The organism is Porcincola intestinalis (genome assembly GCF_009696445.1).
Lineage (GTDB): Bacteria > Bacillota > Clostridia > Lachnospirales > Lachnospiraceae > Porcincola > Porcincola intestinalis.
Map to the genome: position 1 here is coordinate 170,732 of NZ_VULZ01000003.1, position 22,216 is coordinate 192,947.

The 22,216-nt window shown below is 53.7% G+C and carries 19 protein-coding genes; 4 read left to right on the forward strand and 15 right to left on the reverse strand.

All coding sequences use genetic code 11. The features are described from left to right. Positions 1 to 25: 25 nt before the first annotated feature. The 4 genes from FYJ35_RS04320 to pheA form a co-directional block, all read right to left on the reverse strand. Positions 26 to 2,320 carry an RNA degradosome polyphosphate kinase gene (locus FYJ35_RS04320; RefSeq protein ID WP_154523689.1) on the reverse strand — a complete coding sequence of 765 codons (2,295 nt, stop codon included), beginning with the start codon at positions 2,318 to 2,320 and terminating at the stop codon, positions 26 to 28. Between the two features lies 1 nt (position 2,321). Next, complete coding sequence (locus tag FYJ35_RS04325) at positions 2,322 to 3,863, reverse strand: Ppx/GppA phosphatase family protein (protein ID WP_154523692.1); 1,542 nt, start codon at positions 3,861 to 3,863, stop codon at positions 2,322 to 2,324. A gap of 34 nt (positions 3,864 to 3,897) precedes the next feature. After that, positions 3,898 to 5,238, reverse strand: coding sequence for an ATP-binding protein (locus FYJ35_RS04330; RefSeq protein ID WP_154524008.1), 1,341 nt, complete (start codon positions 5,236 to 5,238; stop codon positions 3,898 to 3,900). A gap of 75 nt (positions 5,239 to 5,313) precedes the next feature. Next, positions 5,314 to 6,444, reverse strand: coding sequence for a prephenate dehydratase (pheA, locus tag FYJ35_RS04335; protein ID WP_154523695.1), 1,131 nt, complete (start codon positions 6,442 to 6,444; stop codon positions 5,314 to 5,316). Positions 6,445 to 6,651: 207 nt separating this feature from the next. On the opposite strand from pheA, the gene pyrB reads away from it, so the two are divergent. Beyond that, positions 6,652 to 7,572 carry an aspartate carbamoyltransferase gene (gene pyrB, locus FYJ35_RS04340; RefSeq protein ID WP_154523698.1) on the forward strand — a complete coding sequence of 307 codons (921 nt, stop codon included), beginning with the start codon at positions 6,652 to 6,654 and terminating at the stop codon, positions 7,570 to 7,572. Next, positions 7,566 to 8,009, forward strand: a complete 444-nt coding sequence (locus FYJ35_RS04345) for an aspartate carbamoyltransferase regulatory subunit (RefSeq protein ID WP_154523701.1) — start codon at positions 7,566 to 7,568, stop codon at positions 8,007 to 8,009. The genes pyrB and FYJ35_RS04345 overlap by 7 nt, the downstream gene beginning before the upstream one ends. A 99-nt stretch (positions 8,010 to 8,108) precedes the next feature. Here FYJ35_RS04345 and FYJ35_RS04350 read toward each other — a convergent pair whose 3' ends face one another. Next, positions 8,109 to 9,116, reverse strand: a complete 1,008-nt coding sequence (locus FYJ35_RS04350) for an SH3 domain-containing protein (protein WP_235906356.1) — start codon at positions 9,114 to 9,116, stop codon at positions 8,109 to 8,111. 226 nt (positions 9,117 to 9,342) lie between these two features. On the opposite strand from FYJ35_RS04350, the gene FYJ35_RS04355 reads away from it, so the two are divergent. Then, positions 9,343 to 9,963 (forward strand): DUF5721 family protein, encoded by a 621-nt coding sequence (locus tag FYJ35_RS04355; RefSeq protein ID WP_154523704.1) that lies wholly within the window; start codon positions 9,343 to 9,345, stop codon positions 9,961 to 9,963. A gap of 3 nt (positions 9,964 to 9,966) precedes the next feature. On the opposite strand, the gene htpG is transcribed toward FYJ35_RS04355, so the two are convergent. From htpG to surE, 3 genes are all read right to left on the reverse strand, one after another. Beyond that, positions 9,967 to 12,213, reverse strand: coding sequence for a molecular chaperone HtpG (gene htpG, locus FYJ35_RS04360; protein WP_154523707.1), 2,247 nt, complete (start codon positions 12,211 to 12,213; stop codon positions 9,967 to 9,969). A gap of 268 nt (positions 12,214 to 12,481) precedes the next feature. Beyond that, positions 12,482 to 13,054, reverse strand: a complete 573-nt coding sequence (locus tag FYJ35_RS04365; protein WP_154523710.1) for a prolipoprotein diacylglyceryl transferase — start codon at positions 13,052 to 13,054, stop codon at positions 12,482 to 12,484. Between the two features lie 175 nt (positions 13,055 to 13,229). Continuing rightward, positions 13,230 to 13,988, reverse strand: a complete 759-nt coding sequence (gene surE / locus FYJ35_RS04370) for a 5'/3'-nucleotidase SurE (protein WP_235906357.1) — start codon at positions 13,986 to 13,988, stop codon at positions 13,230 to 13,232. A 225-nt stretch (positions 13,989 to 14,213) separates the two neighbouring features. On the opposite strand from surE, the gene FYJ35_RS04375 reads away from it, so the two are divergent. After that, the gene (locus FYJ35_RS04375; RefSeq protein WP_235906359.1) at positions 14,214 to 14,972 is read left to right on the forward strand and encodes a TraX family protein; all 759 of its coding nucleotides are present in this window, start codon (positions 14,214 to 14,216) and stop codon (positions 14,970 to 14,972) included. Positions 14,973 to 15,063: 91 nt separating this feature from the next. Here the strand turns inward: FYJ35_RS04375 and efp are convergent, their stop codons facing one another. The 7 genes from efp to FYJ35_RS04410 all read right to left on the reverse strand — a co-directional run bounded on the left by efp (position 15,064) and on the right by FYJ35_RS04410 (position 22,214). Further along, positions 15,064 to 15,621 (reverse strand): elongation factor P, encoded by a 558-nt coding sequence (efp, locus tag FYJ35_RS04380; RefSeq protein WP_154523713.1) that lies wholly within the window; start codon positions 15,619 to 15,621, stop codon positions 15,064 to 15,066. 216 nt (positions 15,622 to 15,837) lie between these two features. Further along, positions 15,838 to 17,022, reverse strand: coding sequence for an ABC transporter permease (locus FYJ35_RS04385; protein WP_235906360.1), 1,185 nt, complete (start codon positions 17,020 to 17,022; stop codon positions 15,838 to 15,840). Beyond that, the gene (locus FYJ35_RS04390) at positions 16,979 to 17,980 is read right to left on the reverse strand and encodes an ABC transporter ATP-binding protein (RefSeq protein ID WP_154523716.1); all 1,002 of its coding nucleotides are present in this window, start codon (positions 17,978 to 17,980) and stop codon (positions 16,979 to 16,981) included. The genes FYJ35_RS04385 and FYJ35_RS04390 overlap by 44 nt, the downstream gene beginning before the upstream one ends. A gap of 3 nt (positions 17,981 to 17,983) precedes the next feature. Continuing rightward, positions 17,984 to 19,261: a COG1470 family protein gene (locus tag FYJ35_RS04395; RefSeq protein ID WP_154523719.1), complete on the reverse strand. Its 1,278-nt coding sequence runs from the start codon at positions 19,259 to 19,261 to the stop codon at positions 17,984 to 17,986. Positions 19,262 to 19,393: 132 nt separating this feature from the next. After that, the gene (locus FYJ35_RS04400) at positions 19,394 to 19,999 is read right to left on the reverse strand and encodes a DUF4176 domain-containing protein (RefSeq protein ID WP_154523722.1); all 606 of its coding nucleotides are present in this window, start codon (positions 19,997 to 19,999) and stop codon (positions 19,394 to 19,396) included. A gap of 21 nt (positions 20,000 to 20,020) precedes the next feature. Further along, positions 20,021 to 21,706, reverse strand: coding sequence for a DNA repair protein RecN (gene recN / locus FYJ35_RS04405; protein ID WP_154523725.1), 1,686 nt, complete (start codon positions 21,704 to 21,706; stop codon positions 20,021 to 20,023). A 4-nt stretch (positions 21,707 to 21,710) separates the two neighbouring features. Then, positions 21,711 to 22,214, reverse strand: a complete 504-nt coding sequence (locus FYJ35_RS04410) for an arginine repressor (RefSeq protein ID WP_154524018.1) — start codon at positions 22,212 to 22,214, stop codon at positions 21,711 to 21,713. Positions 22,215 to 22,216: the final 2 nt, after the last annotated feature.

Below are 22,216 nucleotides of genomic sequence, written 5' to 3' on the forward strand. Positions count from 1 at the left end.
TCCCCTGCTCCAGATGTTTCGTCTTTCATTCTGCCGCTGCAGGCGTGAAGGTTCTCGATGCCATCGGATCGTGTGGGTCTGCAGCCGCCTCGATGGCTTCCTTCATCAGCGTTGCCTGCGCGCCGATGAGCGCCTTCCCCCTTCTGTCAACCTTCTCATAGGTATTGTCCGGCATCAGCACATGTGCCTTCATCGTATCCGCCAGCTGCACATCCAGGATGTGTCTGGCTGCCCTTGCGCTGTCCGCATCCTCAAGCGGGAACATGATCTCGACTCTCCGGTTCAGGTTCCGCGGCATCCAGTCTGCAGAAGCCATATAGATCTCCGGATGTTCCCCATTCGCAAACCAGAAGATGCGGGCGTGCTCCAGAAAGCGGCCGACAATCGAACGGACCGTGATATTCTCCGAAACTCCGGGGATTCCAACCTTCAGGCAGCAGATCCCGCGCACAATCAGCTCGATCTTCACACCGGCAGCACTCGCCTCATACAGCTTCGCGATGATTCCCGGATCGCAGAGTGCATTCATCTTCGCGATGATGTGCGCGTTCTCATTGGCCTTTGCGTGAGAGATCTCCCGGTCAATCAGTGCATACAGCTTTGACCTGAGCCAGATCGGCGCCAGGGAAAGCCGGTTCCAGTGCTTCGGCTCACTGTAGCCGGAAAGCATATTGAAAACGGCCGTCGCATCCTCCCCGTAGGCCGGACTGGCTGTCATGATCCCGCAGTCCGTGTACAGCTTGGCGGTTGAATCATTATAGTTTCCGGTCGCCAGATGGACATACCGGCGGATTCCATCCTCCTCCCTCCGGACAACCAGTGCGATCTTGCTGTGCGTCTTCAGTCCGACCAGTCCGTATATAACATGGCAGCCCGCCTTCTCGAGCATTTCCGCCCACTGAATGTTGTTTTCCTCGTCAAAGCGCGCCTTCAGCTCGACCAGCGCTGTCACCTGCTTGCCGTTCTCGGCAGCCCTTGCCAATGCCGCTACAATCGGCGAATGACCGCTCACGCGGTAAAGCGTCATCTTGATGGCCAGAACATCCGGATCGTCGGCCGCGCTGCTGATGAAATTCACGACCGGATCAAAGGTTTCATACGGATGCGACAGGAAAATGTCCTTTTCCCGGATTGCATCGAACAGGGTCATCCCATCCGGCAGGTTCATGAGTGCCGGGACCGGCTGCGGGACGTACGGCTTTTCCTTCAGGTTTTCAAAGCCCTTCATCCCGTACAGCTTCATCAGGAAGGTCAGGTCCAGCGGTCCGCTGATCTTGTAGATGGCATCCGCTCCGACTCCGAATTCCTTCTTCAGAATCTTGAACAGCTTTTTGTCCATCCCGTCCTCATACTCAAACCGGATGACCTCGCCCCACTGACGCTTCCGGAGCTTTTTCTGGATTTCGTCGAGCAAATCATCCGCATCGTCCTCGTCCAGTGTCATATCTGCATTTCTCGTGATCCGGTACGCGTTCGCACAGACAACGTTATAGCCGGAAAACAGCTTTCCCATGTTCCGCTCGATGATCTCCTCGAGCAGGATTCCGGTTCTTGTGCCTTCCTTCGTACAGGGGATCTCAATCACCCTCGGAAGCACGGACGGAACCTGGACGGTTGCGAACATTGTCCCGTCCTTGAGATCGATCTCCTTCCCATCCTTGCTGTCCTTGCCGTTGTCCTTGGCCGCCTTCCGCGCGACCCGCTCCCCTGTTCTGGTCAGATTCTCCTGTACCATCGCCTCGATGGAGCCCTCCGGCGCCGCCTTGGGCTTGCGGGAAATCAGGGCGCCGATGTTCAGGGTCTTGTTGCGCACAAGCGGAAATGGTCTTGAGGAGTCCATCGCCATCGGTGTCAGGACCGGAAAGATTACCTCGTCAAAATAGCGGTCGCAGAAGTCCGCCTGCTGCTTTGTCAGGCTCTCGTGGTCGAAAAGGACTTCCATGTTGCTGGACCGAAGTGACGGGACCAGGCTGCGCATCAGCGTTGAGTACTGCCTGTCCATGAACTCGTGGCACTTTTTCTGTACCGCCGAAAGCTGCTGATCTGCCGTCATCCCGGCTATATCGTGTCCCGAATAGCCGCCCTCCGACATGTCCTTGAGCGAGGCCACCCGCACCATGAAGAATTCGTCCAGATTGGACGCGGTGATTGAAAGAAACTTCAGCCGCTCAAACAGAGGGTTTTCCCTGTCCCTTGCCTCATCAAGGATCCTGTAGTTGAAGTCCAGCCAGGAAAGTTCCCTGTTCGTATAAAAGGCCGGGTTCGTAAAGTCAACCGCTTTCGCCGTGCCTGCCGGAGCCTGTGCCTCATTTCTGACCATCTCAAACCCTCCTCTTCTGGCGGAGCACCGTCCTTAAGTTGAACACTTCCTCAAACAGGGAATCCTCCATCGCCAGTGTTCCCTGCTCCAGCGTCAGATCCTCATCCGTCAGCGCTGTGATGACCAGGTTCCCGTCCCGGACCGAAACCTTGATGTCCTGAATCCGCTGCCTGTGGCTGCGGTCGAGTGAGTTCGCGGTTCTCAGAATCGCCGTCAGCTTTGCGATGACCAGGTACTCTTCTTTGCTGACAGAGGAATCCTGCACCAGCTCGTCGTAGTACTCAAACGGAGCGGTATTGAACTTCACAACATTGGCGACGATCTGGCGCTCTGCATGGGACAGTCCGATAATCTCCGTCGCCATGATGATGTTGTACGCACAGTCTGATACATCGGTCAGCGATATATACTTGCCGCAGTTATGCAGAATCGCGGAGATCTGCAGGAGCAGCCGTTCCCGTTTTCCCAGTCCGTGGACCCGCCTCGTCTGATCGAAGAGCTTCAGGCTCAGGCTCTCGACAACCCGGATATGATCCGAGCTCGACTTGTACCGTTTGGCGATCGACCGCGATGCTGCGATGATATCCTCGTCAAATGAATGCGGCGCCTTCAGCGCTCCGTTTTCCGCGGCGAAATCGTACGCCAGTCCGTCCCCGATCGAGACGTACGGCAGCCAGACGGATTTGGAATCAAAGCGATCGAGCAGAGAGCGGCAGATGACAAGGGAGGTCGTGGCACAGATGGCCGTCTCCATCGAAACACCGATCCGCGCCACAATCTCATCCGCGTTCAGCCCGACAACCTTCTGATACAGCTCCATGAAGGTTTCCCTGGAAATCACGGAGCTTTTCTGCTTTTCGGCAATCGGGCGGAAAATCTCCTGCAGCTCCCGGTTTGTTGCGATCAGCGTCGTGATCTGCCGGTCCTTCTGGTAAAGCTTCCCGAACCCGTCCAGCTCATGCTGCATCAGCTCCATCACCAGGCGTTCATAATGTGCATTGCTCTGAGCAAGCGGATAAAACTGTTCCCTGGTCGAGATCTTTCCGACTCTGATGTTCTGAGTCGTAATCAGCTTGTCGTGGTCAAAGACCGAAATCTGGAGGGAGTTGCCGCCGATGTCGACAATCGCTGTTCCGGTCTGAATGATTTCCTCGAAGGAATCCGTGTCCAGCGCGATGGACTTATAGTCAAGGAAACGCTGCTCAGAATTGGATAAAATCGTCAGCTTCAGCCCGGTCTGCTTCTCGATGTAGTCCTTCGTGATCAGCGCCGTCCTCAGCTCACGGATCGCCGATGTCGCCACCATCCGGTAGCTGTCCACATGGTAGCCGTCCATCGTCTTTTTAAAGGCCTTCAGTGTGCGGACCAGAAGCTCCACCTTCTGCGTCGAGAGCGTTCCGCGTGCGTATGCATCCGATCCCAGGTCAATCCGCCTGCTCTGGCAGGACAGCTGAGCCATCCCCTTCCGGGGGGAAAGCTGGAAAAGCTTCATTTCCGTTTCTGTCGATCCGATGAGGATCGACGCAAATAACTTGACCGCCATTCTCTGTCCTCACGATTGATTAAACTTCAGAAAATCAGTTTCCTGACAGCAGATAGTCGATGAACTGCTGCGCGCAGCGACCCGAACGACCGCCGTGCGACAGCTCCCAGCTTCCCGCCTTCCGCAGCAATTCCTCCTGCGGCATGTCGATGCCTGCCCTGCGCGCAAGCCCCAGCACAATCCCATCATACTCTGTCTTGACCGGTGCGCCGAAGTAAATCGTAACACCAAAACGCAGCGAAAGCGACAGCTTCTCCTGGACCGTGTCCGAGGTGTGCATATCCTGACGGATGTCGCCCTCCTTGTCGCCGTAGGTTTCCCGCACCAGGTGCCGTCTGTTGCTCGTCGCGTAGATCAGGACATTGTCAGGCCGCTTTTCCATGCCGCCCTCGATCACCGCCTTGAGATACTTGTAGTCTGTCTCATTTTCCTCAAAAGACAGATCATCCATATAGATGATGAAGCGGTAATTCCGGTTCTTGATCTGCGCGATGATGTCGACCAGATCCTTGAACTGATGACGGTACACCTCGATGATCCGCAGTCCTCTGTCATAGTATTCGTTCAGAATCGCGCGGATCGAGGAGGACTTTCCGGTCCCTGCATCCCCGAACAGCAGGCAGTTGTTCGCCTGGCGTCCCTCAAGAAAGGCCTCCGTGTTCTCCCGCAGCTTCTTTTTCTGGATCTCATACCCAACCAAGTCATCGAGCCGGATGTGGGCGATGTTCGTGATCGGAACGATCTGGCACTGTGTCTCCCCCTCGCGGTGAATCACACGGAATGCCTTGTGGAGCCCGAACTTGCCGCAGCCGAAGTCATGGTAGAAGGAATCAAGGTCGGCCTTGAATTCCTCCGGGGTCTCCGCTGCCGAAAGCCGCCCGGACAGCGTCTGGATCCGGTCCCGCACCCTCCTGCTGTACAGTCTTCGATCATCGTCCGTCTGGACATAGTCCCGGATCAGGCTGTACAGAGAGACGCCCAGCCTTTCCTCGATGTCACTGAAATCATAGCGGAAGTACTCCATCAGAATCCGGACATCGTGCAGCGCCGCCTGGTTGATTCCACCGTCCACTGCTCCCCTGATCTCACAGGCTCTCGAGTAGGCGTTCTCGTTGTAGACCAGAATTCCTGTCAGGCAGGCCTGCCAGAGATTGCCTGAAAACCCCCGCTTTTCCGATGTCTCCAGGATATCCCGGATCAGCGCCGTATAGTCTGATACACACTGAAGGCGAAGCTGGCGAGTCTCCTGCTTTGTATCTGATGTCTTCGTCTGAATGAACGTGTCCGCCCCGCACGCGGCTCTCAGCTGCGCCAGGCGGCTTAAAAATCCATTCTCCGTATCTCTGAATAGAATCAGTTCCCCTGCGTCGTGCATGCATGTCCCCCTGTCACTGTCATTCTGTCTGTCCTGAGTCTGTCTGCTGCCGGCCATCCGTTTCTTCCGTCCGGCTCAATAGTTCCCGAGAATCTTCATGTTGATGGCTTCCTCCCGGATCCCCCTCAGTGCGTTCTTGACACTCGGCTCCGCCAGGTTGCCCTCGAAATCGATGAAGAACCGGTATTCCCAGCTGCGCTGGGGAATCGGTCTGGACTCTATATGTGTCATGTTGATATTGTTGAAAATGAAATGCGACAGAATATTGTACAGGGTTCCGGATGAATGCGGCAGCTCAAAACAGATCGAAATCTTTCGCGCATCCTTCCGGAAGATCCGCTGGTTTGTCACAATCATAAAGCGGGTCGCATTAGCCTCCTCGTCGCTGATGTGCGTCTTCAGGACCTGAAGTCCGAACCGTCTGGCCGCAAATGCGCTTCCGATGGCTGCCTCATCCTTCCGTCCGTCCTGCGCAACCTTTCTGGCAGCGAGCGCCGTGTTTCCAAAAGGCTCCGCCTTCCAGTCAGGATGTGCCTGAAACAGGCCTTCGCACTGCGCAAGCGCCTGAGGATGTGAGTAGACAATGCGGACAGATGACAGATCGGCGTCCTTGATCCCCATCAGGACATGCTCGACCGGGATAATCTGTTCTGCCACGATGTAGTTCTCAAAATCAACAAGCAGATCGAAATTGTCCGCCACGATTCCTGCCGTGGAGTTCTCAATGGGCAGAACTGCATAGTCCGCACTGCCCTCGGCGATCGCCTCCATCGCATCGCGGAATCTCGCCACATGGAAGCTGTTGACATCCTCCCCGAAAAACGCTGTCATGGCAGCCTGACTGTATGCCCCCTCGACGCCCTGGAAGACCACACGGATATGATCCGTGTCCAGCCTGTCAACACCGATGAACGGAAGCCGCCCGCCTGCCCCCCGCTTCTCCAGCATTGCGTACTGCTTTTTCCGGCTCATGGACATGAGCTGTGAGAACAGCTCCTCCACCCCATGCTGGTTAAAGGCGCCGTGCGCCAGGCCCTTGACCTCATCCAGTTTCTGCCTCTCCCGCGTTTTATCGAAAACCTTGACGCCATTCTCGATCTTATAGGCGCCAATCTGCTCCGAGACCTCCATCCGTTCTTCAAAAAGTCTTACGAGCTCGCGGTCGATTCTGTCAATCTCCGCGCGGTATTCCTTTAAATCACCCATCGAATATTCCTTTTCCTGCTGCCTTCCTGTTTCCGCCACCTGTACGCAGCAGGAAAAACAGTCTGAATTCAGACGCCACTCTCCGCTGCCGGTATAATCTTCAGTATATCTCAAAACCCGTAAACTTTCTATTGCATGGCAGGGATGAACTGTGTATGATATGTAAGATTCAAACGCAGGAAACTTTACAATGCAACGGAGGTATCAATGAGACACTGCATGAGTCCTTTGGATTTCTCGGTTGAGGAAATTGACCAGCTTCTTGATCTGGCGACTGATATCGAGCATAATCCGGAAAAGTATTCCCATTCCTGTGAAGGAAAGAAAATCGCGACATTATTCTATGAGCCAAGTACCCGCACCCGTCTCAGTTTCGAAACTGCGATGCTTAATTTAGGTGGTAAGGTTCTTGGCTTTTCTTCTGCCTCTTCGAGCTCTGCTTCGAAGGGTGAGAGCGTATCTGACACGATCCGTGTCATCTCCTGCTTCGCGGATATTGCGGCAATCCGTCACCCGAAGGAAGGTGCGCCTTACGTTGCCTCTCTGGTCTCAAAGATCCCGGTCATCAACGCAGGCGACGGCGGACATCAGCACCCGACCCAGACGCTCACCGACCTGATGACGATCCGCTCCATCAAGGGCAGACTCAACAACATGACGATCGGCATCTGCGGCGATCTCAAGTTCGGACGCACTGTCCACTCCCTGATCGCTGCCCTTGTCCGCTATACAGGGATCCGCTTTGTCCTGATCTCCCCGGAGGAGCTGCGGATTCCGGATTATGTCCGGGATGACGTTCTGCGGAAGAACAACGTTCCGTTTAAGGAAGTGATCCGCCTGGAGGACGCTCTTCCGGAGCTGGATGTGCTCTACATGACCCGCGTACAGAAGGAGCGCTTCTTCAATGAGGATGACTACATCCGCATGAAGGACTTCTACATCCTTGACCGTGCGAAGCTTCAGCTCGCGAAGCCGGACTGCGCTGTGCTGCATCCGCTTCCGCGCGTCAACGAGATTTCAGTCGATGTGGACAATGACCCGCGTGCCTGCTACTTCCGTCAGGTTCAGTACGGCGTCTACGTCCGGATGGCATTGATTCTTACATTACTGGGGGTGAAGGTATGTTAAGCGTAGGACAGCTGCAGGAAGGTGTTGTGCTCGACCATATCCCGGCAGGGAAGGCAATGGATATCTACAAGCGTCTGAAACTCGACCGTCTCGACTGCCAGGTCGCCATGATCATGCACGCCCACTCCAATAAAATGGGCCAAAAGGACATCATCAAGGTGGAGGCGCCGCTTGAGAAGCTGGACCTTGATGCCCTTGGCTTCATCGATCACACAATCACGGTCAACATCATCAGAGACGGCAGGATTGTTGAGAAGCAGAAGCTGAAGCTTCCTAAGAAGCTTGTCAACATCATCCACTGCAAGAATCCGAGATGCATCTCAACCATCGAGCAGGGTCTGGATCAGGTCTTCTACCTTGCAGACGAGGAACACGAGATCTACCGCTGCCGCTATTGTGACGAGCAGTACCACTCTTCCAAGAAAAAGGGTGCCTGAATCAGGGGAAGATACAGGGAAGATACCTGGAAGACAATCAGAATTACAGGACGAAAAAAATGCGCCGGGGCTTTTTGCCCGGCGCATTTTTTTGTCTGCTCAGTACAGATAATCTGCATTGACGTATCCGTACATGTTCAGCGTTGGCGCATACACATACCAGTACTTGCTGTCCGACGCATCGATGACCTGGACGGTCTCCCCCGTGTACAGCTTTCCAATCTCGTTGGAGGCATCATATGCCTTTGCCGTCCTGAGTGCCAGATACCCGCTCTGAACCGATACCGTCCAGCTTCCAAGCGAGTAGGTATAGAACGTGCCGCCGGTCAGATAGTCCTTGTTCACATAGCCTTCCTGTCCGAGCGTCGGTGCATAAACCCACCAGTACCGGGAATCACTTGTATCTTCGATGTAGACCGTATCACCGGTATAAAGCTTCCCGATCTCATTGGAGGCGTCGTAAGCTTTCGCCGTGCGAAGCGCCAGATACCCGCTCTGGACTCTTACGGTCATCGCATCGTAGGAAGGAATCGTCCCGCTCACGGCATAGAGATAATGCTGGTTTGTGTATCCGGTCAGCCCCAGCTTCGGTGAGTAGACCGTCCAGTAGTCCGGGTCATTCATGTCAATCACATAGACGGTCTCTCCTGTGTACATCTTCCCGATTTCGTTCGATGCATCGTAGGCTTTTCCGTTCCGAAGAGCCAGATACCCGCTGTCGACCCTGACCGTCATCGCAATGCCTGCCACGCTGTACGCCGGACTGTCATAGACGGCAGTCAGGTACTTGCTGTTCACATAGCCATACTTTCCAAGGCCCGGTGCATAGACATACCAGTAGACAAAATCCGACGCATCCGTCACCTGGACCTGATCCCCTGTATACAGCTTCCCGATCTCATTGCTGTAATCATAGGCCTTCGCCGTACGCAACGCCAGATATCCGCTGTCCACATGCACCGAGTAGAGATTGCTCTGCGCCGCCTGCGCGCTGACTGCCCCGAATCCTCTGCCCCTCAGAAGTACCGGTCCCTCAAAGATCATCAGCAGCGTCAGCAGGCTCACTGCCAGCGGCAGCAGCAGCTTCTTTTTGCGATCTGTCCTCATATCCTCTCCTCCTGTGTGAAATCACATCTGAGTGTTATCTGTATCATCGCATATTTAAACAAGGGAGACAAGTGATCAGAGACAACCTTAAGAAAACTCACCGCCAGTGGCAAACTTTCTTAAAATTGGGCTTTCTCATCCTGTCATTGTGTAGTACCATTACACTACTCTGACGACCATTTCATCACACAGCGGGCTGATTGCCCGTTTCGAGAGGTACAATTCTTTGATTGCAGTCAAAATCTCTGATAACAGATCCTTTCTGTCCGCGCTCTTCACCCGCCCCGTCTTTGATCCATTCATCCTCGGAGAAGCCCAGATTACAACCTACACAACCTTCCGGATAGACGGAACCTGGCATCCCGCTTACTTCAGTGAAGCCCCGGGCAGGCCATCTGCAGCGGTCCCTCAGTCTTTAAGGCAGGATCCTGCAGACAGAAAGCTGCCCGCCGCCGGGCAGGTTTCTGAATACCTGTCTGCCGGCAGCGGGCAGCCTGTGGAAGCGTCTGAAAAAGGGCATCTGCGCGCGCAGGAACCATCCTGGGCACGCATTCGGCCGATTGTTCGCGCCATCGTCAGCGGTAAACATTCGCCGCTCAGCTTCCGGATCATCCTGAAGATGCCGGACAAAGGCATTCAAAGCATCCTGACTTCCGGCAGTCTCTCAGCCAGAGTGGAGGATGTGAACGGCCTTTTTCTGAACATCACCTATCAGAATGAGGAGATTCTCTGTACAAGCGGTGTTTCACTGAAGACTTTTACACTTGATAAATCTCTTGACAAAATCTGGGATGACATGATGCTCCGCTTCTTTGCCGCGCGGAGCATCGCTGTAGAGCTTCAGTGACAATTACTCCTCAGCCACAAGCAGCATCATCTCGTTGGATCTTCTGATAAAGTCCGCCATCTCATCCGGCTTCAGCGGACCATTCGCAATCGCTGCCAGATCATACAGCTGCTTTGCAAACAGGTCCGTGTGCGCTCCATCCTGATGAGCCAGCATATACTTCACAATTTTGTTGTTTTCGTTCAGCGTCAGTGTCTCATCCGGGGCAAACATGTCCGTATCCATGCTGCCGGAGCCGGCGCTGTACATCTTCATCATGTCCTGCATGCGGCGGCCTTCCTCGGAGAGCGTCAGGACGGAGGAAATATTCTCATCCTTCAGCTTCTCTACTTTGACCGTCAGCTTATCCTTCTTCAGAGCATCCTTGAACAGTTTCTGAAGCTCCTCCGTCTCCTTCTTCAGGCTGTCAGCATCACCCTCCTCTTTCAGAGAGCCGGTGACATCTGCATCGATCCTGCGGAAGGAAAGGTTCTCATTCTGAGACTCCAGCTTGGAAATATACGGCGTATCGATGTTCATCTTCATGACAACTGCATCCAGCTTCTGTTCCTTGAACAGCCGGATATACTGTCCCTGCTGAACCTCGTCTGTGACGTAGTAGATGACGGTCTTTTCCGGCTTTTCCTTCCCGTCGCCGGACTTCTGGTCCTCTGTCTTGCCCTCTGCCATCCGGTCAGCCTTCTCCTCATCGCTCTGGCTGTCGGTTTTCTTTTTCAGTTCTTCCGGATTCTCTGTGAAATCGACCGTATCATCGGCCTTCTTTGATTCCACTGCCTTTGAAGATGTTCCGGCACCCTCGACCGTTCCTTCCGCCGCTTTTCCAGCTGCCTCTGACTGATCTTCAGCAGCCTGCTCCGCGTTCTTTGGCGCAATGTGCTCCAGGTATTCCTTCAGCGTGAAATACTTCCCGTTAATGTCCTTGAAGAGCATGTAGTCCTTGATATGCTCATCAAACTTCTCGTCCTTCAGGCAGCCATACTTCAGGAACGGATTGATGTCATCCCAATATTTCTCAAAATCATCGCGCTTTGTCTTGCACATGCCGACAAGCTTGTCCGCGACTTTCTTAGCGATATAGTCGGACATCTTCTTCACAAATCCGTCATTCTGAAGCGCGGAACGGGATACGTTCAGCGGGAAGTCCGGGCAGTCCACAACGCCCTTGAGTGCGACCATGTACTCCGGCACGATCTCCTTGACATTGTCGGCGACAAAGACCTGGTTGCTGTAGAGCTTGATGGTTCCCTCGATTGACTCGTACTCGGTGTTGATCTTCGGGAAGTACAGAATCCCCTTCATGTTGAACGGATAGTCCATATTCAGGTGGATCCAGAACAGCGGCTCCCGGTAGTCATTGAATACCTTGCGGTAGAAATCCTTGTACTCATCATCGGTGCACTGACTTGGTGTCTTCTGCCAGAGCGGATGGATATCGGAGATGGAAACCGGGCGTTTGTTGATCTTTACCATGTCCTTTGCAGGCTCGACCTCGACCGTCTTCTTGCCGCCCTTTCCGTCATCCTCTTCACGAGTCACCGCATCATGATGAACCGGCCCGACGACAACGTCGTCCTCCTTCACCTCGTCCGGCTTCACTTCCTCGTATTCCTGCGGCGCGTCCTCCTTGCTCAGGAAGATTTCAACCGGCATGAAGCTGCAGTAGCGCTCCAGCACCTCACGCATGCGATATTCATTGGCAAATTCCAGATTGTCCTCATTCAGATGAAGGGTCACGCAGGTACCGACCTGGCTGTAGTCGCCATCGCCAATCGTGTAGGTGTCTCCGCCATCACACTCCCAGTGAACCGGTTTCGCATCCTTCTGATAGCTCAGCGTATCGATCGTGACCATGTCGGACACCATGAACACAGAATAAAAGCCCAGTCCGAAATGTCCGATGATGTCATCCTTGTTCGCCTTATCCTTATATTTTTCAAAAAATGCTGTCGCGCCTGAAAAAGCAATCTGGGTGATGTACTTCTCCACTTCCTCAGCGGTCATACCGAGGCCGGTATCGATGAATTTCACGGTCTTCTTATCCGGATTGACAAGAATCCGGATCGAATCCTTGAACTTGTCCGGATACTGATATTCTCCCATCATCTCCAGCTTGTGCAGCTTAGATATAGCATCACAGCCGTTGGATATAACCTCCCGGACAAAGATGTCCTTGTCGCTGTACAGCCACTTCTTGATAATCGGCAGCATGTTCTCGCTGTTGATTGAAACATTACCTGTTCTGGTTTCCATATTGGTTTCGCCTCCTGCATTTCATGAATTGGAAAGCGGTCATACCTGACCTTATATGCAGAGATTCTAGTTCTGCCTGAGGCAAAAGTCAAGAAAAATTTAGCACTCATATTTAGTGAGTGCTAGCAATTTGTTAGAATGATGACAGTGTTAAAAGTCCGCCACCACGCATGCTTGCATGCGAGTGCCGAAAATTCATATAAAAAAAGATCAGGAATTCACCCGAAGGGATTCCTGATCTTTCCATCACAAACTATTCATTCTGACTTCAGTTCTGCTCGTCCGGCTGTTGATCAGCTGCCTTCTCAGGCTCCGATACGCTTTCTTCTTCCGCTTCTTTCGATGCATCCCCTTCTTCTGTATGCTCCGCAGGACGCTCCTCCTCCGTCACCGTCTCGGAAAACTCGTCGCCCGCGTCTTCTTCTACATCGGCAGCCTTCTGTTCCTCAGCCTTCTCCTTCATCTCCGCCTCAGCAGCTGCCTGCGCAGCCCTGGAATCCTCGATGGCCTTCCGGATTGATTCGACTTTTCTGCCGGCCGCCTTGATTGCCTCAATCTCATCGAGAAGATCCGGATCGGCATCCTCCCCGTGGAGCTCCATATATCTGCGCCCGAACTTCTCGAACGCAGCGGCCTCTTCCTTTCTTGCGTCCGCCAGCTTGAGCTTCAGGCCACCGACCTCGGCAGCATTCTTTGCCCTGCCGTATGCGGTCTTTGCACCCATACTCAGGGCATCCGCCACATTATTCCCAACCTCGCTGATCTTGTCTCCAAGATCCGCATCCTTCAGCTTTCCGGTCAATTTATTGAGCTTTCCGCCCAGATCATCCAGCAATGACATACCGAGACCTCCCTTGTTATCATCGAAAACCTTTATCTGTTAAGGCCATTGTAGCACCTTCCATCTTCCATTGGAATCCGTACACAAACAAATCACAGTTTCGAGTACAGCTTCGAGCCTTCCGAAAAACGCCATTTCCCGGTTCCGCGGCTGAAAAGAACAGCAGATTTTTCATTCACACGACCGGATTGGATACAACTCCGATTGAAATGTATCCTGCGAGAATGGCTCCGATATCGGTCCTGATGTCTCCTGTTGTCCGTTTCTCATCCGTGACGGTCACGTATCCATTATGTTCGATATAATAGTCGTGGTACATGCACCAGTGGTCCGGCACACGGTCATAAAGGATTCCCTTCAGCGCCTTCAGACTCACTCTTGGGAAATTGACATTCCAGATCTGTCCTGCCGGGAGCCGTCTGTGAATCAGCTCTCCGGCGATTTGATCCAGATACCGGTCTACAGCCTCATCACATCCCGCCTGTTCCTGGGAAAAACAGACAGCCGGGATTCCGTAAAGTACTGCTTCCATCGCGGCTCCGACAGTTCCTGAATAAACAATATCATAGCCTGCATTGGCCCCCGCATTGATCCCGGAAAACACAATGTCCGGAAAATGCGGATTCTGTTTAAAATACGCCTCCGTTCCGGCACCCTTTCTCCCGGCGTCCGGATCAAGCATCCCGTGGACAACCGACCTGACGCAGTCCGCCGGCGTTCCGTCAAGACTGTATGCCTTCACTCCCTTCACAGGAAAATCCAGCCTCTCCTTCAGTTCCATCGGCCGGTTCAGTGTAATATGGTGCGACATCCCCGAACACTGGCTCTTCGGCGCTACCACCGTCACCATCCCCAGTTTTGCCGCGCAAGCCGCCAGTTTCGCTATGCCTGGAGCGTCGATTCCATCATCGTTCGTCACAAGTATTTTCAGCATTTCGTCTCCGTTTCTTTCCTGGCTATCCTGTTTTCCTTCAGCCATTGTCTGCGGGCATTCTTACTTCTGCCATCTTCGGATACACCTTGTATTATAATTACCATTTCGTTTATTTGCCAGGCACAGCGGGTATCTTTTCATCCTGCGGCATTGGTGATACACTTTGGACTGATCATTCTGATTTCTGACCGGACTGGAACGTGCCGGTACTTCGAAAGGATTCCTATGGAGGAACAACGTGTCTCACACAGCCGGCTGATGGACGGCCTGTCCGGCTCCCGGTATGGCCTGTCTTCCAGCACGCTGAAGCTGTTTGCCTGCATCACGATGCTGATTGACCATACCGGCGCCTCTGTTGTCCTGCAGCTTTTGAATCAGCCAGCCATCCGGGCAAATGCTGCCCGTTACAATCAGATTCTGCCCGTCTATACTGTCATGCGTCAGATCGGGCGGCTTGCGTTTCCCATCTTCTGCTTTCTCATCGTCGAGGGCTACTATCACACACACGACGTCCGCAAATACATGGGGAGACTCTTTGTTTTCGCACTGATCTCCGAGATTCCGTTCGATCTGGCTCTCAAGCCCGGCTGGTTCTACCCGCTTAAACAGAATGTCTATTTCACACTTCTGATCGGACTTTGGACCATCTGGACGATGGACCAGTTCCGCTTCCGCAGGATGCTCCGCCTGGTCATTGCCCTGTGCGGAATGACATTCGCCAGGGGACTCATGACCGATTACAGCTTCCGGGGTGTTTTTCTGATCGTTGTCCTCTATCTGTTCCACGAGGAACGGCTGGTTCAGTGCTTTGCAGGTGCTGCCGCGATCGCCTGGGAAACATATGCCCCGCCTTCGTTTATTCTCTGCTACCTGTACAATGGAAAGCGAGGCCTGCGGCTGAAGTACTTTTTCTACCTTTTCTATCCTGTCCATCTGATGATTCTCGGTCTGATCAGATGGCTCTGTATTGCAAATATCACATAAGTCCGGTGTGTTTGTTATTCAAAAAAGGGGATTCGCGGATATCCGCGAATCCCCTTTTTCATCCCTCATAACCTGTATGGCATCTGTCACATCATACGCGCGACAGATACTCTCCCGTTCTGGTATCAATCTTCAGCTTATCACCCGTGTTGACGAACAGCGGTACCTGAATCTGTGCGCCTGTCTCAACGGTTGCCGGCTTGGTTGCACCTGTAGCGGTGTTGCCCTTCAGGCCCGGCTCGGTCTCGGTGACCTCAAGCTCTACAAACAGCGGCGGCTCGATTGCGAACACAGAGCCGTTGTAGGAAAGAACCTTCACGTTCTCGTTCTCCTTGACGAACTTCATGCTGTCGCCGACAATATCGCTGTTGATCGCGATCTGATCGTAGGTCTCAACATTCATGAAGTTATACAGGTCGCCGTCCTGGTACAGATACTGCATATCGATGCGGTCAATTCTTGCCTGCGGGAACTTCTCAGTCGGGCGAAACGTTCTCTCGACAACGCCGCCATCGATGACATTCCTGAGCTTGGTACGAACAAATGCCGCCCCCTTGCCCGGCTTGACATGCTGAAACTCCATGACCTGCATAACCTGTCCATCGATCTCCAGTGTAATGCCGTTCCTGAAATCGCCTGCTGATACCATATAAATTCCTCCTTATGTCCTTATCACATATCCGTAGATCGCATCGCATCTTTTCATTCCGCCATGCATCGCTTTATTTTATGCCATTTCACGGCTCAGTTCAAGGGCTTTTAGCGGCTCAGCAGGGTTCATCAGCTGCCGGTGGGTATCTCAACAGAAGAAATCCGTTCTTCCGCCTCCCGGCAGCCTTTTCAGGCTGCCGGTGGCTTCGCTGTATCAGTTTCCTCTGATCTCCTGTCTCATAAAGCCGACATAGGAAATCTCAAATGAGACAAATGTCAGCGCCAGCAGTCCGACCAGATGCGGCCAGACCAGAAGCAGACTCTGACCCAGGGACAGATATCCGCTGATGGCTCCGACCAGCTGCGCGTAGGAGACCGCGTTGATGGCTCTCGCGGCCGGGTTCATGATAATGGACGCGGCCTCCGAATACAAGTAGTACGGAGATATGCGGTTCAGCCCTGTGTTCAGGTTTGCATTTTTCAATGCGTTGACCGCCTGCTGATACTCCGTGCTGACCGGATACACGCCGTCCGCGATGATCCCTGCAAGCAGGCTCATGAAGATCGCGAAGAACAGCCACAGCGCAATCGATGCGAGTGCGGAGGTCGCCGCATGGCGTGTGAACACCGAGAACAGCATTGACATGGCCAGCCAGAAGCAGATATACACGATCGTATAAATCAGATAGATCAGCACTCTCGCAATCTGTTCTCCATCCGGCTTGATCCCGGAGAAAAGGAAGCCCGCCGCGCCAACCGCGATGCCGGTCGCAAACACCATGACTGTGATCAACGTTGCCGACGCCAGGAACTTTCCGACGATAATGGAGTCCCTGTAGATCGGCTGAGAGACAAGCCGGTTCAGCGTCCCGTTGCTCTTCTCGGAATTGATCGCGTCAAACCCCAGAATCAGCCCGATGAACGGCCCGATCAGTGCAATCAGAGACATATAGGATGGAATGGAATTGCCCGAGGTTGTATACAGCTTCAGGAACATGAAGGTCGTGTCAAAGGAATCTCCCTTTCCCGAAGCCGCCGCATCCATCGCAGATTTTATACCCGTCAGCGCACCGTACACACTCGCGATCGACAGCGCTGCGACAATCACCAGAATGATGACCAGGCGCTTGCTGCTGATATGATCTGCGAGCTCCTTCCTGTACAGTGCATCCAGACTGTGATAGCGTACCTGGCGTCTCTCCTCGGCAGCCGCTTCCGCCTCAGGGTCCTTCGGGGACTCCATTTTCCCGACAACACTGTCGACCTTTTCCCTGACGGCATCGAGTCCCTTTTCCTTCTTCGGCTTCATCCCGAACCAGGCCCGATTGTCGGAGGCTTGTCTTTTTGTCCCGGCCTCAGGCTTTTTTTCTGCTGCCGTGCTCTTTACCGGACTTGACATGTTTTGCCTCCTCTTCCTCTGCCTGTTCAAAATAAACCCTGTATATCTCATCCAGGTCTCCGCCCTTCTGACGTAGGTGGAGCAGCGTATAGTGATTCACACCCAGAAACTCCGTGATCTGTTTCCGAAGATCCCTGTCCGACTCGATGATGAAGCGGTCGCCTTCCTTCGACACCTTCTTCACACCGTCCAGTGTGCCGATGAAGCCAAGGAACCGATCATCGCAGGGCTCCACCTCAATCTCAAGAACATAATGTCCTTCCGAGACAATCTTCTTTCCCAGCTCATTGATCTTGCCAGACGCGATCAAATTACCGCCGACAAAGATTCCGACCCTGTCGCAGATCTGCTGGATTTGATAGAGCTGATGGGAGGAAACCAGCACGGTTCTTCCATCCTCGACAGACAGCTGCTTGATCAGCTGCAGAAACTCCCGCATGCCCTCCGGATCCAGTCCGAGGGTCGGTTCATCCATGATGATGACCTCCGGATCCTTCATCAGGACATCGGCAATCCCGAGCCTCTGCCGCATACCCTTTGAATAGGTGCTCGTTTTCTGGTTACCGGCATAAGTCATTCCGACCCGCTCCAGCAGCTGGTCGATCCTGCCATCAATCTCCTTTTCCGGCACTCCGTTGAGGCGTGCTGTGAAGCGGAGGTTTTCTCTTCCGGTCATGTCCCCGTAAAAGCCGACATTGTCCGGAAGATACCCTGTAATGCGCTTGACCTGAAGGGAGTCTCTCGTGCAGTCATGCCGATCAATCGCGGCACTTCCGAGTGTCGGCTCCGTCAGTCCGAGCAGCATCAGTATCGTCGTCGTCTTTCCCGCACCATTCGGTCCGAGCAGCCCGAAAATCTCTCCCTTTTTAATGCTGAGGTTGAGATGATTGACTGCCACCTTGCTGCCGTAAGCCTTCGTCAGGTCTTTGGTGCGGATGATTGTATAATCTTCCGACATTTTTTATCTCCTGCCGAACTTGCGGATAATAGCCCCAAGGCTGACAACAAGTGCTGCGATGATCACGATGGCGACAACGCCCCAGCCCGTATGATTCTGGACAGAAACACGCAGATCCGCCTCTGAGCTTGCGTTATCGTTCTTCGCCGTAATCGCTGTGACATAATCTCCGATGACTGCATCCTTTGCCGGTGTGATGGTTGCGGTTACCTCTTTGGACGCACCCGGATCGATCGAGTCGATTGTACTGTTGTCAAACTCAACATTCCAGTCCGTGGATGCCTGAGACGTCAGCTGGACATTCTTCAGTGCGACATTTCCTGTATTCTGGACTTCGAGGGTAACCTTTTTGCCCTCTCCGGCATAAGCCTTCGCAGAGAGATTCCCGGACGGAGTCGTCAGAGTCATCCCATATGTTCCCGTGACCGTGACGGTCAGCGGCAGCTTCAGTGTTTCATCGCCGGATGTTGCGGTGCAGTCAATCTCATAATCACCCTGCTTGGCATCCTTGGACGGTGTGACTGCAACCGTGATGGAGGAGCTTGATCCTGCGTCAACCGGTACGGAAGCCGACTGTGCAGATGCCCCGGACGGTGTAAACGTAACGGTCCATCCATCCGGAACATTGTCAGCTGCCAGCGCATACGTTGCGTTCGCAGAACCGTTGTTCTTCAGTGTCGTGGAAAAGCTGAAATTTGTGGAAGAAGCGCCCTGCTGCTCCGGATACTCTGCCGTGAACTCGCCGGCTGCAACACCCTTCTCATTCTTGTCGACCTTGACTGTCAGCGGAAGCTTTGCATCGGTACTGTCGCCCTTGGCTTCCAGCGTCAGGTTGTAGGTTCCCTCCTTCGCGTCCTCCGGAATGGAAAGTGCGTAGCTCAGTGTCGGCGAAGCCTCCTTTGTCTGCGCTGCCGCGACATGAACCATCGAAACTTCTGACGATGAGCCCTTGAAGCTTCCTGTCCAGCCATCCGGCAGATCTGCGGCGCTTAGCTCAACCGTGTCCTGTTTGTCCCCGTCATTTGTCAGATAGAGTGAAAATGTGGTGGAGTCTCCCGGCTTGACAGACACACCCGGATAATCCGTGCTGAACACGACGTCCGTTCCCGATACGGTGGGGGCCGGTGCCTCTGTCTCCGACTGCGAGGCTGTGCTGCTGCCGGCAGCATACGCGTTAACCGATGTGAAGGACCATGCCGCGATGGCGCTGCACAGCACTCCTGCCAGGACCACATTTTTCGCAATCCCGGCTCTGTTGCTTCTTACCGTTGCCTTTTCCATGACTTTGCTCCTTTAATTTTTTGAAGATTTGTGTCGATCAGGCAAAAAAGCGACACACAACTGTCAACGTCTAAAGTAAACGCATTGTGTGTCGCTCCTGTTATGGAACTGTGTTCAATTTGTGAACGGGTGTCAGCTCTCTGTCTCCGATTCCGCCTCTGTATCCGTTTCCTGATTCAGCAGGCTGACATTAATCCCGTCCAGAACGGTTGTCCGGTAAAGCTTCTCATATTCATCCTCAAAGCCCTTCTGAACCACCAGACCAATTTCATTGTGGTTGAAGAAGTAGTATTCGCTGTCGGAGATACCCTCCGGATACAGACAGCCGCAATACTCGTAATACTTGCCATCGTCAACGTTGTAGACGAATCTCGAGATGACCATCAGGGACTTGTTTGCACCGTTCAGCAGCACAACCGACCCGATCGGAAGCCAGTCATCTGCCTTCAGTCCGTTCTCATTCTTCGCTTCCTTCAGTGCGTCAAGATCAACCGTCGCCTCAATTTCCGACTCTGCCTCAGACTCACTGAATACACTGTCTGTTTCCCCGGGCATCTCCTGGCTGCCCTCTGTCTGTTCCTTCTCTGCCTGCAACTTCACAGTTCCACTGACGGCGCTACTCGCCTTCTCAGTGGTCTGACTCTGTGCTGCATATGCCGGTGCCGCGGAGAGCATCACGCCTGCGAGCACCGCTGCCAGAATCTGCCGTCCTGTTTTCTTTACCATCATCTCAATCATCTGAGGTATTCTCCTTTATCGTCAATAGCTGTTCTTCTTCTCATCTGCCAGCCGCTTCATCTCAGCTGCAGTTGCGCGCACCGCATCCGTAATCTGGACGCCTCCAAGTATTCTGGCAAGCTCATCCGTGATCTCCTCTCCTGTCAGCTGCCGGACGCCGGTGTGCGTCTTGCCGTCCTCGGAGTGCTTCTCAATCAGGAAATGTACATCCGCCATCGACGCGATCTGAGCCAGGTGCGTAATCGCAATGACCTGTCTGTCCCTGGAGAGCTGCGCCATCTTTTCTGAAACCTTCTGGGCTGTCCGTCCGGAGATTCCGGTATCGATTTCATCAAAAATCAGACACTCAATTTCATCCTTCTTCGCCATCACGGTCTTGATGCCTAGCATGATTCTTGACAGCTCGCCGCCGGAGGCGACATGTTGAAGCGGCCGGAGCGGAAGACCCGGGTTCATCGATATCAGAAATGATGCCTCATCCATTCCGTTGCTGGACGGTTCCTTCAGCTTCTCAAAATGAATCTCAAACCGGACATCCAGAAAGTTCAGGTCCCTCAGAGAGCGGACAATCTGTTCCGTGAGCTTCTCCGCCGATGTTTTTCTCAGGGCTGTAATGTCTCCGCAGACCTCCAGCAGCTCTTTCCGGCTCTTCTCCGCTTCCGCCTTCAGTCCGCTGACATAGGCATCGAAATTGCTCAGACGATCAAGCTCCTGCTGCCGCGCATCCCGGTAAGACAGGATATCTTCAATCGTCCTGCCATACTTCATTTTCAGATGGTTGATCAGGTCCAGCCGGTCGGAGACCTCCGAAAATTCCTGCTCATCATAGCTGAATGCGTCGATGTAGCCGGACAGGGCGCGTGTGAAGTCGCTGAGCATGCCTTCTGCATCCGAAAGGGTGCTCTGAAGCTGCATCAGCTCCTCATCGTAGGACGCAACGGCGGAAAGCTCCCCCGATGCCCTCGAGATCTGGGAGGACGCATCGGTCTCGCCATCACCGTCGGTCAGCCGCTGGACCACTGAGAGCGCTTCCATGATTTTCTGGGCGTTCGAGAGAAAACGGAAGCGGTTCTCCAGCTCCTCATCCTCACCAAGGCGAAGGCCTGCATCGTCGATCTCTGAGACCTCGAAGCTGATGAAATCCATATTCTTTGCCCGGTCTCCTGCATCCCGCAGCGCTTCCTTCAGTTTCTGCGAGGCAGAGGCGTACGCCTGATAGAGCATCCTGCACCGCTCTTTTTTCTTCTCCAGTTCCTCCCCTGCAAAGTCATCGACCAGTTGCAGGTGATACTTCGGATACAAGAGTGACTGATGTTCATGCTGCCCATGGATATCAATCAGATCGGAAGAAAGTTCCCTGACAAGCCCGATCGGAACAACTTCTCCGTTGATCCGGGAGATGGACCGGCCCTTCCGGAATGATCTGGATATGATGATCTGTCCATCCATGTCCGGGATATCGTGTTCCTCCAGCCATACCTTTACTCTGCCGGACTGAGTATCGAAAATCAGCTCTACAGACGCATGATCTGCATTCTCCGGCACGAAATCCTTGAAGGATCCTGAACCGAGCGCGACCCCCAGCGAACCGATCAGGATCGATTTTCCGGCGCCTGTCTCCCCGGTCAGGATGTTGAGTCCGTCCCCGAACTCAATCTTTTCCTCCTCGATCAGCGCCATGTTTTTCACGTGAAGTACTCTCAGCATTCACTTACCCCTGCGCACGTTCTCCCGCGTCGCTTCCCTCTTCTCCATCCCGGCCGGTGCAGATCCCCCGGATCTTGTCCATCACGACCGGTGTGTCACCCAGGGAGTGGATGGCACAGAAAATCGTGTCGTCTCCGGCGATGCAGCCGGCAATCTGCGGCCAGTTCATGGCATCCAGCGCGGCAGCCACCGCCATCGCCATCCCGGATACCGTCTTGATCACCAGGATGTTTCCGGCGCTGTCCATCGACACGTAGCCCGCCTTCAGAACCCTCAGGTATTTCTCGTCCATCAGGCTGTCAGCCTTCTGTGTCTCAAGCGCCACATAGCGCTGACGGCCCTTCTCAGTCGGAATCTTCGTGAGATGAAGCTGGCGGATGTCCCTCGAAATCGTCGCCTGCGTCACCACAAACCCGTCCTTGTTCAGATAGTCCGCCAGCTCCTCCTGGGTCCCGATTTCGTAGCGGCTGATCAGATCGAGTATTCTTGCATGCCTGTTGATTTTCAAAT